General features: G+C 71.5%; 15 protein-coding genes. 13 read left to right on the top strand and 2 right to left on the bottom strand.

All coding sequences use genetic code 11. The annotated features are described in order from the left end of the window. Nucleotides 1–116 precede the first annotated feature (116 nt). The 11 genes from AB1K56_RS00760 to AB1K56_RS00710 all read left to right on the top strand — a co-directional run bounded on the left by AB1K56_RS00760 (nucleotide 117) and on the right by AB1K56_RS00710 (nucleotide 10512). Nucleotides 117–917 (top strand): 3-hydroxyacyl-CoA dehydrogenase family protein, encoded by an 801-nt coding sequence (locus AB1K56_RS00760; protein WP_371204641.1) that lies wholly within the window; start codon nucleotides 117–119, stop codon nucleotides 915–917. Beyond that, nucleotides 914–2959: a phenylacetic acid degradation bifunctional protein PaaZ gene (gene paaZ / locus AB1K56_RS00755; protein WP_371204123.1), complete on the top strand. Its 2046-nt coding sequence runs from the start codon at nucleotides 914–916 to the stop codon at nucleotides 2957–2959. The genes AB1K56_RS00760 and paaZ overlap by 4 nt, the downstream gene beginning before the upstream one ends. Beyond that, nucleotides 2956–3657 (top strand): hydroxyphenylacetyl-CoA thioesterase PaaI, encoded by a 702-nt coding sequence (paaI, locus tag AB1K56_RS00750; RefSeq protein WP_371204122.1) that lies wholly within the window; start codon nucleotides 2956–2958, stop codon nucleotides 3655–3657. Before paaZ ends, paaI begins: the two co-directional genes overlap by 4 nt. Next, a complete protein-coding gene (locus AB1K56_RS00745) occupies nucleotides 3654–4964 on the top strand; it encodes an AMP-binding protein (RefSeq protein ID WP_371204121.1) in 1311 nt (436 codons plus the stop codon). The genes paaI and AB1K56_RS00745 overlap by 4 nt, the downstream gene beginning before the upstream one ends. 79 nt (nucleotides 4965–5043) lie before the next feature. Then, nucleotides 5044–6015 (top strand): 1,2-phenylacetyl-CoA epoxidase subunit PaaA, encoded by a 972-nt coding sequence (paaA, locus tag AB1K56_RS00740; RefSeq protein ID WP_371204120.1) that lies wholly within the window; start codon nucleotides 5044–5046, stop codon nucleotides 6013–6015. Further along, entirely contained in the window at nucleotides 6015–6320 is a 306-nt protein-coding gene (paaB, locus tag AB1K56_RS00735) for a 1,2-phenylacetyl-CoA epoxidase subunit PaaB (RefSeq protein WP_055838158.1), read from the top strand. The genes paaA and paaB overlap by 1 nt, the downstream gene beginning before the upstream one ends. Nucleotides 6321–6382: 62 nt before the next feature. Then, nucleotides 6383–7249 carry a 1,2-phenylacetyl-CoA epoxidase subunit PaaC gene (gene paaC, locus AB1K56_RS00730; protein ID WP_371204119.1) on the top strand — a complete coding sequence of 289 codons (867 nt, stop codon included), beginning with the start codon at nucleotides 6383–6385 and terminating at the stop codon, nucleotides 7247–7249. Beyond that, nucleotides 7246–7728 carry a 1,2-phenylacetyl-CoA epoxidase subunit PaaD gene (gene paaD / locus AB1K56_RS00725; protein WP_136586877.1) on the top strand — a complete coding sequence of 161 codons (483 nt, stop codon included), beginning with the start codon at nucleotides 7246–7248 and terminating at the stop codon, nucleotides 7726–7728. Before paaC ends, paaD begins: the two co-directional genes overlap by 4 nt. Continuing rightward, nucleotides 7728–8903 carry a 1,2-phenylacetyl-CoA epoxidase subunit PaaE gene (gene paaE / locus AB1K56_RS00720; RefSeq protein ID WP_371204118.1) on the top strand — a complete coding sequence of 392 codons (1176 nt, stop codon included), beginning with the start codon at nucleotides 7728–7730 and terminating at the stop codon, nucleotides 8901–8903. Before paaD ends, paaE begins: the two co-directional genes overlap by 1 nt. 5 nt (nucleotides 8904–8908) lie before the next feature. Next, the gene (locus AB1K56_RS00715; protein WP_371204640.1) at nucleotides 8909–9679 is read left to right on the top strand and encodes an enoyl-CoA hydratase/isomerase family protein; all 771 of its coding nucleotides are present in this window, start codon (nucleotides 8909–8911) and stop codon (nucleotides 9677–9679) included. Nucleotides 9680–9753: 74 nt separating this feature from the next. Further along, nucleotides 9754–10512, top strand: coding sequence for a hypothetical protein (locus tag AB1K56_RS00710; RefSeq protein ID WP_371204117.1), 759 nt, complete (start codon nucleotides 9754–9756; stop codon nucleotides 10510–10512). Nucleotides 10513–10587: 75 nt separating this feature from the next. Here the strand turns inward: AB1K56_RS00710 and AB1K56_RS00705 are convergent, their stop codons facing one another. Both AB1K56_RS00705 and AB1K56_RS00700 read right to left on the bottom strand, forming a co-directional pair. Then, nucleotides 10588–10872, bottom strand: a complete 285-nt coding sequence (locus tag AB1K56_RS00705; protein ID WP_136586591.1) for a Fe-S cluster assembly protein HesB — start codon at nucleotides 10870–10872, stop codon at nucleotides 10588–10590. 113 nt (nucleotides 10873–10985) lie between these two features. Next, a complete protein-coding gene (locus tag AB1K56_RS00700) occupies nucleotides 10986–11837 on the bottom strand; it encodes a response regulator transcription factor (RefSeq protein WP_371204115.1) in 852 nt (283 codons plus the stop codon). 145 nt (nucleotides 11838–11982) lie between these two features. On the opposite strand from AB1K56_RS00700, the gene AB1K56_RS00695 reads away from it, so the two are divergent. Next, on the top strand, nucleotides 11983–12336 hold the full coding sequence (locus tag AB1K56_RS00695; RefSeq protein WP_371204114.1) for a DUF485 domain-containing protein: 354 nt from the start codon (nucleotides 11983–11985) through the stop codon (nucleotides 12334–12336). Beyond that, complete coding sequence (locus AB1K56_RS00690) at nucleotides 12333–13949, top strand: cation acetate symporter (RefSeq protein WP_205822754.1); 1617 nt, start codon at nucleotides 12333–12335, stop codon at nucleotides 13947–13949. Before AB1K56_RS00695 ends, AB1K56_RS00690 begins: the two co-directional genes overlap by 4 nt. The last annotated feature ends 48 nt before the right edge of the window (nucleotides 13950–13997 follow it).

The following is a 13997-nucleotide window of genomic DNA, read 5'->3' as shown; positions in this document are numbered from 1 at the left end:
GCCGCGATGCCGCGCCCGGAACCGCCGTGTCCGGAACCGCCGCCGCGCCGGGCCCCTCGACCGCCCGGCCCGCGGCATCCCTTCCCGCCCGAGTCGGCGTCCTCGGCGGAGGCCGCATGGGCGCCGGCATCGCGCACGCGTTCCTGCTCGCTGGAGCGCGCGTGCACGTCGTCGAGCGTGACGCGGCAGCGGCCGACGGCGCGCGTGACCGCGTCGAGACCGCTCTGTCGCGCTCCGCGCAGAAGGGCGTCGAGATCCCGGATGCCGCCACCCTCACCGTCGGCACCGACACCGCCGCGCTCGCCGGCGCGGGCCTCGTGATCGAGGCCGTCCCCGAGGATCGCGCGCTGAAGCTCGACGCCCTCGCGCGGATCGAGGGGGCCGTGCACGACGACGCGGTCGTGGCATCCAACACCTCCTCCATCTCGATCGATGCGCTCGCCGCCGCGCTCCGCCGCCCGCAACGGTTCCTCGGCCTGCACTTCTTCAACCCCGTGCCGGCATCGGCCCTCGTCGAGGTGGTGACCGGGGCGGCGACGTCGCCCGAGGTGGTGGGCGCGGCGACGGCCTGGGTCGAGGCCATCGGCAAGACCGCCGTCGTCGTGCGCGACGCCCCGGGCTTCGCCTCCAGCCGCCTCGGCGTCGCCCTCGGCCTCGAGGCGATCCGCATGCTCGAAGAAGGCGTCGCGAGCGCGCACGACATCGACACGGCGATGGAGCTGGGATACCGGCATCCGATGGGGCCCCTCCGCACGACCGACATCGTCGGACTCGACGTGCGCCTGGGCATCGCCGAAGAACTCGAGCGCGCGTTCGGCGCGCGCTTCACCCCGCCCGCGCTGCTGCGAGAGCTCGTCGCCCAGGGGCACCTGGGTCGCAAGACCGGCCGCGGATTCTACGAATGGAGCGAACGATGACGTTTCTGCCGAGCTACGTGAACGGCGCGTGGTGGACGCCCGCCGATGACCCCGACGCGGCGATCGTGCGCGACGCCTCGACGGGTGAGGAGATCGTGCGGGTCAGCACGAAGGGGCTCGATCTCGCCGGAGCCGTCGCCTTCGCACGCCGCGAGGGTCAGAAGAGCATCGGCGCCCTCACCTTCCCCCAGCGCGCGATGGTGCTGAAGAACCTCGCGATCGCCCTGAACGAGCGCCGCGAAGAGCTCTACGCCCTGTCGGAGCGCTCCGGCTCGACCCGGCGCGATTCGCTCAGCGACATCGACGGCGGCATCGGCGTGCTCTTCACCTTCTCGTCGAAGGCGCGGCGCGAACTCCCCGCCGGAAAGGTCGTGCTCGACGGACCGATCGAGCCGCTGTCGAAGGACGGCTCCTTCCTCGGTCGGCACGTCTACACGCGCCTGCCCGGGGTCGCGGTGCAGATCAACGCGTTCAACTTCCCGATGTGGGGAGCGCTCGAGAAGTTCGCGCCCGCCTTCCTCGCCGGACTCCCCACGATCGTGAAGCCCGCGACCCCGACGGCGTACATCGCCGAGGCGTGGGTGCGCATGGTCGTCGAGACCGGACTGCTCCCCGAGGGTTCCCTGCAGCTGGTCAGCGGCAGCGTCCCCGGTCTGTTCGACCTGCTCGACCTCGGCGACACGGTCGGTTTCACCGGCAGCGCCGCGACCGCTGAGCGCCTGCGCGCGCAGGCGAAGCCGGGCGTGCGGTTCACGAGCGAGACCGACTCGATCAACGCCTCCATCCTCGGCCCCGACGCGGTGCCCGGCACCCCCGAGTTCGACGCGTACGTGAAGCAGCTGCTCGTCGAGATGACCACGAAGGCGGGACAGAAGTGCACCGCGATCCGCCGGGCGATCGTGCCGGCCGGAACGACGGATGCCGTTGCCCAGGCCCTTCGCGACAAGATCAGCGAGCGCGTGGTCATCGGCGACCCGCGCACCGCGGGCGTGACGATGGGGCCGGTCGTCTCGATCGCGCAGCGCGACGAGGTGCTGCGGCAGGTGCGCGCGCTCACCGACGCCGGCGGACGGTTCGTCGTCGGTTCGGACGAGGTGCCCGAGGGTGTGCCCGCGGAGGGCGCGTTCCTGCAGCCGATGCTGCTGTCGTTCGCGGATGCCACGACCCCGGCCGTCAACGACATCGAGGCGTTCGGACCTGTCGCCAGCATCGTCGAGTACGCCGACGTCGCGGAGGCGGCGGCCATCGTGGGGCGCGGCGGCGGCTCCCTCGTCACGAGCGTCGCCACCCACGACCCCGACGTCGCGACCGAGCTGCTCACCCGCATGGGCGCGATGAACGGCCGCGTGCTCTTCCTCGACCGCGACGACGCGCGCACCTCCACCGGACACGGCGCCCCCGTCCCGCACCTCGTGCACGGCGGACCCGGCCGCGCCGGCGGCGGCGAGGAGCTCGGTGGCATCCGGTCCGTCCTGCATTACATGCAGCGCACGGCGATCCAGGGCTCCCCGCGCATGCTCACCGCGCTGACCGGGGTGTGGCATCCGGGAGCCGAGACCGACTCCGCCGGCACGCACCCCTTCCGCAAACCGCTCTCGGAGCTGAGGATCGGGGATGCCGTGGAGTCGGCCGAACGCGAGGTCACGCTCGACGACATCGAGGTGTTCGCAAGATTCACCGGCGACACGTTCTACGCGCACATGGACGAGGAGTCGGCCGCGGCGAACCCGTTCTTCCCGGGACGTGTCGCGCACGGGTACCTGCTCGTGTCGTGGGCGGCGGGGCTCTTCGTCGACCCGGCGCCCGGCCCGGTGCTGGCGAACTCGGGGCTCGAGAATCTCCGCTTCCTCACCCCCGTCTCACCCGGCGATCGCATCCGCGTCGCCCTGACCGCCAAGCAGATCACCCCGCGCGAGACCGACGAGTACGGCGAGGTGCGGTGGGATGCCGTGATCCGCAACCAGGATGCCGAGATCGTCGCGCAGTACGACGTGCTGACGCTCGTGGCGAAGACGTGGGCTCCCGTGGCGGTGCCCGCATGAGCCTGCGGCCGATGATGCGCAACGACCGGGCGTCGGCGATGCTCGGCATGGTCGTCGAGCACGACGCGCCGGGGGAGTCCCGCGTGTCGATGACCGTGCGCGACGACATGCTGAACGGCTTCGCGATCACGCACGGCGGGCTCGTCTTCACCCTCGCCGACACGGCGTTCGCGATCGCGTGCAACGAGGACGAGCGGGTGACGGTCGCCGGCGGCGCCGACATCACGTTCCTGAAGTCCACGACGGCCGGGCAGACCCTCACCGCGTCCGCCGTGCGCCGCGCGCGCAGCGGCCGGACGGGCTTGTACGACATCCGCGTGACCGACGAGACGGGCGACCTCGTCGCCGAGGTGCGCGGCCGCAGCATCACGACGGATCGGCGTCCGCCGGTTCCGGTCCCTTCGACGGGCTCAGGGACCTCGGCCGTTGCGCCGGTGGCTGAGCCTGTCGAAGCCTCCGGCCCCCGACCCGAGCGGGTTCCGGTCCCTTCGACGGGCTCAGGGACCTCGGCCGTTGCGCCGGTGGCTGAGCCTGTCGAAGCCTCCGGCCCCCGACCCGAGCGGGTTCCGGTCCCTTCGACGGGCCCAGGGACCTCGGCCGTTGCGCCGGTGGCTGAGCCTGTCGAAGCCTCCGGCCCCCGACCCTCACCCGACCACCAGCGCAGCGCCGCGCTCCCCACCACGGAGGTGTCCCGATGACCCTGACCACCGCATCGCGCCCGGACTTCCTGGCATCCGTCGATCCCACCGGCATCCCTCTCGACAGGCTCCGCGCCCTGCAGCTCGAGCGCCTGCGGTGGACGGTGCGCCATGCCTACGACAACGTCGCTCTATACCGCCGGAAGTTCGACGAGGCGGGCGTGCACCCCGACCACATCCGCACGCTCGACGACATCCGCCTGCTGCCCTTCACGACCAAGGCCGACCTGCGCGAGACCTACCCCTTCGGCATGTTCGCGGTGCCGATGGCCGACGTCCGCCGTATCCACGCCTCGTCGGGCACCACCGGGCGTCCCACCGTCGTCGGGTACACGGCCGGAGACCTCGACCGGTGGGCCGACCTCGTCGCCCGCTCGCTGAGCGCCGCCGGCATCCGCCCCGGGGATCGCGTGCACAACGCCTACGGCTACGGACTGTTCACCGGGGGCCTCGGCGCGCACGCGGGCATCGAGCGCCTCGGCGCGACCGTGATCCCGATGTCGGGCGGGCAGACCGCGCGTCAGGCGCAGCTCATCCAGGACTTCGAACCGGATGCCATCCTCTGCACGCCCAGTTACCTGCTGACGATCGCCGACGCGCTGGAGGCGGCCGGCGTGGATCCGCGCTCGACCTCGCTGCGCGTCGCCGTGCTCGGGGCGGAGCCGTGGACGAACGAGATGCGCCGGGAGATCGAGCGCCGCCTCGACCTCGTCGCCGTCGACATCTACGGCCTGAGCGAGGTGATGGGCCCGGGTGTGGCATCCGAGAGCGCCCTCACGAAGGACGGACCGCACGTGTGGGAAGACCACTTCCTCCCCGAGACGATCGACGGCGACACGGGGGCGCCGGTCGCGGACGGAGAGCTCGGCGAGCTCGTGTTCACCTCGCTCACGAAGGAGGCCTTCCCGGTCATCCGCTACCGCACCCGCGACCTCACCCGACTGCGCCCCGGCACGGCGTTCCCCGCGATGCGCCGCATCGAGAAGATCACCGGCCGCAACGACGACATGATCATCCTGCGCGGCGTGAACCTCTTCCCGACGCAGATCGAGGAGATCGTGATGGGCATCGAGACCCTCACCCCGCACTTCGTCCTCGAACTGCGTCGGGAGGGGCGGATGGATGCCATGACCGTGCGCATCGAGCGGCACCCGGCCCTGGAGCGCGAGGTGTGCGAGGCCGCGGGCGTGGTGCTGCGGCAGCGCATCAAGGTGCTCATCGGGACGAGCGTCGACGTGCGCGTGGAGGAGCCGGGCGTCCTTCCCCGCAGCGAGGGCAAGTACAAGCGCGTCTACGACCTGCGCTGAGCCGCCGGCGCACCCGTTGCGGACCGCCGCGCCCGCGGATACACTTTACTGAACGATCGGTCTGTAAAAGGAGTCGACGATGACGATGACCGCACCCCCCAGCGACGTCCGGGACGGCGAGGAGATGTTCCACGACCTCATCGAGGCGGACGGCCGCATCGAGCCGCGCGACTGGATGCCCGACGCCTACCGCCGCACGCTCATCCGCCAGATCTCGCAGCACGCGCACTCCGAGATCATCGGCATGCAGCCCGAGGGGGCGTGGATCACCCGCGCGCCGAGCCTCAAGCGCAAGTCGATCCTGCTCGCCAAGGTGCAGGACGAGGCGGGGCACGGTCTGTACCTCTACTCCGCGGCGCAGACGCTCGGCATCACGCGCGACGAGATGACCCAGCAGCTCGTCGACGGCAAGGCGCGGTACTCGTCGATCTTCAACTACCCGACCCCGACGTGGGCCGACATGGGCGCCATCGGGTGGCTCGTCGACGGCGCTGCCATCTGCAACCAGGTGCCGCTGTGCCGCGCGTCGTACGGACCCTACGGTCGGGCGATGGTGCGCATCTGCAAGGAGGAGTCGTTCCACCAGCGACAGGGCTTCGAGATCCTCCTCACCCTCATGCAGGGCACCGAGGAGCAGCGCGAGATGGCTCAGGATGCCGTGAACCGCTGGTACTGGCCGAGCCTGATGATGTTCGGACCCCCGGATGACGACTCGCCCAACTCGGCGCATTCGATGGCGTGGAACATCAAGCGCTTCAGCAACGACGAACTGCGTCAGCGATTCGTCTCGATGCTCGTGCCGCAGGCGGCCGTGCTGGGAGTGACTCTGCCCGACCCCGAGCTGCGCTACGACGACGAGAGCGGCGAGTACGTCATGGGCGAGATCGACTGGACGGAGTTCCACGAGGTGCTCGCGGGCCGCGGACCGCTCAACACGATGCGCCGTCAGCACCGCCGCGACGCGCACGAAGAGGGAGCCTGGGTGCGCGAAGCCGCCGCGGTTTACGCCGCGAAGAAGAGCGCCGCCCGCACCGAGACGGCGGCCGCCTGATGGCCACGCCCGGAGGCAGCCCCGCCGAGACCTGGCCCCTGTGGGAGGTCTTCGTCCGCGCGAACCGCGGCCTCAGCCACGTGCACGTCGGTTCGCTGCACGCGCCCGACGCCGAACTCGCCGTCCGCAACGCCCGCGACCTCTACACCCGTCGCGGTGAGGGCGTGTCGGTCTGGGTCGTTCCCTCGGATGCCGTGACGACGAGCGATCCGGGAGCGAAGGGCGCCTTCTTCGAGTCGCCCGCGGGCAAGAACTACCGGCACGCGGTGTACTACACCGCCTCCGAGGGGGTGCCGCACCTGTGAGCATCTCGACCGATCACGGGGACCGGTCCCTTCGACGGGCTCAGGGACCTGGCTCGGCGTCGGTGGCTGAGCCTGTCGAAGCCGCCGATCCGCACGGCGCCGACCCGCACGGTGCTGACCCGCACGGGGATGTCTCGCTCGACGCGCGCGAGCTCGCGGCCGAGCTCGCCGGGGGAGAAGACCGTGCCACCGACCCCGACGTCGCCGCCTACGCGATGCGGCTCGGCGACGACGCGCTGATCCTCGCCCAGAACCTCTGCGGCTGGATCGCCCGCGCCCCCGAGCTCGAAGAAGACGTCGCCCTCGGCAACATCGCCCTCGACCTGATCGGCCACGCGCGTTCCCTGCTGCGTTACGCCGGCACCTACGACGGCCGCAGCGAGGACGACCTCGCCTACTGGCGCGACGAGTGGGACTTCCGCAGCGCCTGGTTGTTCGAACTGCCGAACGGCGACTTCGCGCACACGATCGCCCGTCAGCTCCTGGCATCCGCGTATCTCCTTGAGCTGTATCGCGAGCTCGTGGCATCCTCCGATCCCGTGCTCTCGGCGGTCGCCGCCAAGGCCGAGAAAGAGGTCGACTACCACCGCGACCACGCCGTGCAGTGGACGCTGCGCCTGGCGGGCGGGACCGAGGAGTCGCGCCGACGCTTCCTGGTCGGCCTCCACGACACCTGGCCCTACCTCGACGAGCTGTTCCGCGACGAGCCGCTCCACGACCGCCTCGAGGGAATCGCCGTGCGCCCCTCCACGCTGCGCGGGCGGGTCGACGAGGTGCTGGCCGCCGTGCTCGCCGAAGAAGACGTCGCCGTGCCCGCGATTCCCGCCTCGTCCGCGGGCGGACGCGAGGGGCGTCATCACCCCGCTCTCGGGCCGTTGCTCGCCGAGATGCAGGTGCTCGCCCGCCGCCACCCGGGGGCGACGTGGTGACCCCGACCCTCGAACGCGCCCGCGAGATCGCGGCGGCCGTCGTCGATCCCGAGGTGCCGGTGCTGACGATCGACGACCTCGGAGTGCTCCGCGACGTCCGTCTCGACGGCGACACCGTGACGGTGACGATCACGCCCACCTACTCGGGGTGCCCGGCGGTCGACGCGATCCGCGACGACATCGTCCTCGCCCTCACCTCGGCCGGCTTCGACGACGCCGTCGTGAAGACGACGCTCACGCCCGCGTGGACCACCGACTGGATGAGCGACGAGGGCAAGCGCAAGCTCACCGCGTACGGCATCGCCCCGCCCACCGGTCGCGCGCCGGCGGGTCCCATCCGCGTGAAGCTCAGCGTCGCGTGCCCCCGCTGCGGTTCCCTGAACACGCGCGAGGTCTCGCGCTTCGGCTCGACCTCGTGCAAGTCGCACTGGGAGTGCCGCGCGTGCCTCGAACCCTTCGACCACTTCAAGGCCCTGTGATGACGACGACCGACACGGATGCCGCGACCCCGGCCCTCTCGACCCCGGCCCCCTCGACCCTCGGCGCGGTGCGCGAGACCGGCGGGCGCGCCCGCGCGAGATTCCACACCCTGCGGGTCGCCGACGTGCGCCCGCTGACCCCGAGCGCGATCGAGGTGACTTTCGCCGTCCCCGACGAACTCGCCGACGCCTTCGACTACGCCGCCGGGCAGTACGTCGCCCTGCGCGCGCGCGTCGACGGCGACGACCTGCGCCGCTCCTATTCGCTGTGCCGCCCGCCCGCGCGGGGCCGCATCAGCGTCGGCATCAAGCGCGACCCGGACGGGCGCTTCTCGAGCTGGGCGCACGAGGGCCTGCGTCCGGGCGACGAGATCGAGGTGATGAGCCCGCAGGGCACCTTCGTCTCGAAAGCATCGACCACGACCGGACACGTCGTCGCGATCGCCGCGGGCTCCGGGATCACGCCGATCATGGCGCTCGCGACCGACGTGCTCGAGCGCTCCGCTCAGAGCCGCATGACGATCGTCTACGCCAACCGCTCCTCGACCGACGTGATGTTCGTCGATGAGCTCGCCGACCTGAAGGACCGCTATCCCTCGCGTCTCACGCTGCACCACGTGCTCTCGCGCGAGCAGCGCGCGGCGCCGGTGTTCTCGGGCCGCATCGACGAGGAGCGGCTGCGTCTGATCCTGTCACGGCTCATCAACCCGGCATCCGTCGACGAGTGGTTCCTGTGCGGACCGTTCGCCCTCGTCGAGCTGTGCCGCGAGACGCTCGCCGAGGCGGGTGTTGCGCGCGAGCGCGTCCGCTTCGAGCTGTTCACCGCGGGCGATGGCGACGCCCCCGCGCAGACCGGGGGAGCGCGCCCGGTGCGCGTGCGCGCCGACGAGCCGGTGCGGCGGATCGACTTCACGCTCGACGGTCAGTCGGCATCCGTCGACAGCCCGGTCGAAGCGAACGAGACGATCCTCGCGGCGGCCCTGCGGGTACGTCCCGACGTGCCGTTCGCGTGTGCGGGAGGGGTGTGCGGCACGTGCCGCGCACGGGTGATCGAGGGGTCGGTCTCGATGAGCGAGAACTACGCCCTCGAACCCGACGAGATCGAGCGCGGATACGTGCTCACGTGCCAATCCCACCCGACCTCCGACGCGGTCCGCGTCGATTACGACGGGTGAGCGCCGTGATCGACTACCGCTTCGCCGACGACGTCGCCGAGATCGTCCTCGACGCCCCCTCCCGGCGCAACGCCCTGGGCCTGACGGATCTGCACGACCTCGCCGCCGCCTACGACCGCGCCGAGGCCGACGGGGCGCGCGCCGTGCTGCTGCGCGGGGAGGGGCCGTCGTTCTGCGCCGGCCGTGACATCTCGGGCGTCGACCCGGCGACCGACGACGTCGCCGCCTACCTCGACGACACGCTCACGCCCCTGCTGCGCCGCATGGCGGACTTCCCCGCACCGACCTTCGCGGTGGCGCACGGCGCGTGCCTGGGCGTCGGGCTCGGCCTGCTCATCGCGACCGACGTCGTGTACGTCGCCGACACCGCGAAGATCGGTTCGCCCTTCGCGGCCCTGGGGGCGACCCTCGACTCCGGCGGCCACGCGCTCTTCGCCGAGCGGCTCGGCATCCACGCGACCCTCGACCTCGTCTACACCGGGCGCCTGCTGTCGGGTGAGGAGGCGGTGCGGGCGGGGATGTTCTCGCGCGTGTTCCCCGCCGCCGAGGTGCAGGATGCCACGACCCTGGCCGCGCGCCGGGCCGCGGCGGGACCCACGGCCGCGTTCCGCGCGAGCAAGCGCATCGTGGCGGCGATCCGCGACGAGCGGCGGGGGCTGTGGGAGGCGATGGCGCTCGAGAACCGCGCGCAGGCGGCGCTCGCCGCCACCGACGACTATCGCGAGGGCTTCGCCGCGTTCCAGGCCAAGCGCGCGCCCTCGTTCACCGGACACTGACGCGGCCCGGCCGGTTCGCGCAGGGTGCGGTCGTCGCCCCGCACGACAGGGCGCCGCACTGCTTGAATCGGGGGATGCCGCGCATCGACGACGACGACGACGAACTCGCGACCCTCCGACGCCGGGCCTTCGCGCCGGGCGCCGACATCTCCGCCGACCCCGCGGCCGTGGAGCGTCTGATCGAACTCGAGCAGCGCGCGCGCGACGCCCTCGCGGGTGACAAGAGCCACCCGCCGCGCGGCGGGGAGCCCGACCCCGTCGCGGTCGACGCCCCGGACGACGCGGAGGCGACCGAGGACGACGGCGAGATCGCCCGCCCGCGTCGGAGGATGCCGCGCGTGCGGCGTTCCACGGCCGTCCTCCTCGCCGGGGCGGCGCTCACCGTGGCGACCCTGCTCACGGCGCTCGTGATCGTGCAGCGCGTGCAGACCGATCCGCTGCAGGTGGGGGCCACCCAGGTCGCGCGGCTGGCCCCCGACCCCCCGTTCGAGATCCCGACCTCGCTGTACCGCGGGATCACCGGCAACGTGAAGGCCTACGCCGCCTTCGAGGGCTTCCGCCCGGTGACCTACCCGTCGTTCCGGGCAGGGGAGGGCGCGGCGAGGTGCATGACGGTGTACCAGCCCGACCTGTTCGACGAGAGCGAGGACGGGTACGGCTACGAGGGGCAGTTCCTCCTGCCCTCGTGCGCGGCGGGTCTGTTCCCCGCGACCTTCACGATCCTCCTCACCGAAGACACTCCCGAGCGCGCGGCCACCACGCTTCCCGCCGACACGGCCCTGCAGTTCGTCTATGACGAAGACCTCGATGAGGTCGTGGTCTTCCGCGGCTGAGGCCGCCGGATACGACGATGCCCCGGCGCGCGGGCCGGGGCATCGTCGAGAACGCGTGAGCGCGTCACGCGCGGATCACGCGGCGGTGGTCACCGCGAACTGCACCGACCCCTGCGGGTCGATCTGCGCGTCGAGCACGCGGTCATCGAGCACCGCGGCGGCGTCGGTGTCGAGGAACACGCGCGCTCCGGAGTTCTCGACGACGGTGTCGGCCGGTTCGGGGGCGTCCACGACCGACAGCGCGAACTGCGACTCGGGGGAGCCCGCTCCCGCGATGCGCACGCCGCCCTGCGGGGCGTCGGGGAACTGCGCGGTGATGGTCTTTACGGCGGTCGTGGCCTCTTCGGTGAGCGTCAGCATGGGTGACTCTCCTTCTCTGATCGACGACAGGAGTCAGCCACGATGCCGAGAATCCGGGCCGCTCTCAACTCCTCGCGGCCATTGCCAGGGGTTTCCCACCGGTCGTCCAGGGGTCAGGGGAGCAGTCCCGCGCGCCGCGCACGCGTGACGGCGGCGTGCCGCGTCGAGGCGTCGAGCTTCGACATCGCCGACGCGAGATACGACTTCACGGTGGTCTCGCGCAGGCCGAGGGATGCCGCGATCTCGCCGTTCGTCGAGCCGACGGCCGCGCACGCGAGCACGTCGACCTCGCGCCGGGAGAGGTGCAGGTCGGCGTCGGCGGTCGAGGCGGCGGCGTCACCGGTGAGCGCGGCCAGGCGCGCCTCGATGTCCTCCAGTCGGCGGCGCACGGCGTCATCGCCGACGGTGGCGGCGAGGCTGCGCAGCTGCGCGTAGCTCTCGCGGATCTCTTCGCGCGCCCCCGCGCTCAGCCCGCCCTCGGGGGCCGGCGCCGCGGCCATCCGCCGCTCCACTTCGGCGCGCACCCGCAGCTCGGTGCCGAGCTCGCCGGCGACGTCGAAGGCCGGTCGGGCTTCGACCTCGCCGACCTGCGACTGCGCCCACGATCCGCAGTACAGCACCCCGCGCGCCGCTCCGCCCACGAGCACGGGTACCGCGAACAGCGTCGCGATGCCCTCGCCGAGGATCGCGCGGTCGTAGTCGTGGGTGATCGAGCGGGCGGTGCGGTAGTCGAGGGTCATCCGCGGGCGGCGTTCGACGAGGGCGCGACCGCCCAGCCCGCGGGTCGCGTGCACGACGAGTCCCTCGATGCTGCGCGTCCGCGCCCCGACGATCGTGGTCACGTGCACCGCTCCGTCGTGTTCGAGACCGCCGAAGGCCACGGGGAAGTGCGTGCGCCGGGCGAGCTCGCTCACGGCGTGCGACACCAATCTGGTGTCGTCTCGAAGTGTGGACGGTGCAGCCACGCACTACCTACTTCCGGGGGTGACGGCGTCGTCGCCGCGTTTCGTAGCGTCGACCCTACCACCGGGGAAGCGCCAGCCGACCCGGACTTTTCCCCCGAACGGCGCAGCGTGGCGCTGCGCCGGACTCATGAGGCAAGGAGGCCACATGACGGACCGTCGGATCGACGACGCGCACACGAGCGGCGTCGACTACATCGCGGTCGAGGAGTCCGCCCCGTTCCGGGAGTTGAAGCGGCGTCAGCGCAGCTTCGTCTTCCCCCTCGCGGTGGCGTTCCTCGTCTGGTATTTCATCTACGTCCTGCTGTCGTCGTTCGCGCCGGGCTTCATGGCCCAGCCGGTGTCGGGCGCGATCACGGTGGGACTCCTGTTCGGACTCGGGCAGTTCGTGACCACGTTCGCCATCACGATGGGCTACGTCGCCTACGCGAACCGTCGCCTCGACCCGGGGGCCGAGGCCCTCCGCGATGAACTCGAGCGCGCCGAGGGAGGTCGCTCGTGAACGACGTGCTCGCCGCCGTGGAGGCCGCCGTGCAGACGGTCGAGAACAACCCGGTGCTGAACATCTCGATCTTCGGGGCGTTCGTCGCGGTGACGCTGTTCATCGTCATCCGCGCCAGCCGCAACAGCAAGACGGCGGCCGACTACTACGCGGCAGGCCGCTCGTTCACGGGCCCGCAGAACGGCTTCGCGATCGCCGGCGACTACCTGTCGGCGGCGTCGTTCCTCGGCATCGTCGGCGCCATCGCGATCAACGGCTACGACGGCTTCCTGTACTCGATCGGATTCCTCGTCGCGTGGCTCGTGGCGCTGCTGCTCGTGGCCGAGCTGATGCGCAACACGGGCAAGTTCACGATGGCCGACGTGCTGTCGTTCCGGCTCAAGGAGCGTCCGGTCCGTATGGCGGCCGCAATCACCACGCTCGCGGTGTGCTTCTTCTACCTCCTCGCTCAGATGGCGGGTGCCGGCGGCCTGGTGTCGCTGCTGCTCGGGATCACCGAGCGGGTGGGGCAGTCGATCGTGGTGGCCGTCGTCGGCATCCTGATGATCGTGTACGTGCTGATCGGCGGGATGAAGGGCACGACCTGGGTGCAGATCGTCAAGGCGTTCCTGCTCATCGGCGGTGCCGTGGTCATGACGGTGTGGGTGCTCGCCATCAACGGCTTCAGCCTCAACACCCTGCTCGAGAGCGCCGTGGCGGCGTCGCCCAAGGGTGATGCGGTGCTGGCCCCGGGCCTGCAGTACGGCAAGAACCCGTGGGACTTCATCTCGCTCGCCCTCGCCCTCGTGCTGGGCACCGCGGGTCTGCCGCACGTGCTCATGCGGTTCTACACGGTCCCCACCGCGAAGGAGGCCCGTCGCTCGGTGGTCTGGGCCATCTGGCTGATCGGCCTGTTCTACATCCTCACCCTCGTCCTCGGTTACGGTGCGGGAGCCCTCGTGGGGGCGGATGCCATCCTCGCCGCGCCCGGCGGCGTCAACGCGGCCGCTCCGCTGCTCGCGTTCGCGCTCGGCGGTCCGCTGCTGCTCGGATTCATCTCGGCGGTGGCGTTCGCCACGATCCTCGCGGTGGTGGCCGGTCTGACGATCACGGCGGCGGCCTCGTTCGCGCACGACATCTACGCGAACGTCGTGAAGAAGGGCGACGTCCCGCCCGACGGCGAGGTCAAGGTCGCTCGTCGCACGGTGATCGTGATCGGCGTGCTCGCGATCCTCGGCGGCATCGGCGTGCAGGGGCAGAACGTCGCGTTCCTGGTGGCGCTGGCGTTCGCCGTCGCCGCCTCGGCGAACCTGCCGACGATCCTGTTCTCGCTGTTCTGGCGCCGGTTCACCACGCGCGGCGCGGTGTGGAGCATGTACGGCGGCCTCGGGTCGGCGCTCGTGCTGATCTTCCTCTCGCCGGTCTTCTGGGGCACGCCCACGAGCGTGTTCGTGAACACCGGGGTGGCGATCTGGCCGTTGAACAACCCCGGCATCGTGTCGATCCCGCTGGGCTTCTTCCTCGGGTGGCTGGGCTCGGTCACCTCGCGCACGGCCGAGGACCGCCGCAAGGCGGCCGAGATGGACGTGCGCTCGCTCACCGGTTTCGGCGCCGAGAAGGCCTCGAACCACTGATCCGGTCACGCCCGGCCCCCCTGCGGGGCCGGGCGTCGCCGTGTCCGC

Source organism: Microbacterium sp. BWR-S6Y (genome assembly GCF_041379845.1).
Taxonomy (GTDB): domain Bacteria; phylum Actinomycetota; class Actinomycetes; order Actinomycetales; family Microbacteriaceae; genus Microbacterium; species Microbacterium hydrothermale.
Note: the sequence above shows the minus strand (reverse complement) of the source record. Positions and strands in the feature narration are given on the sequence as shown.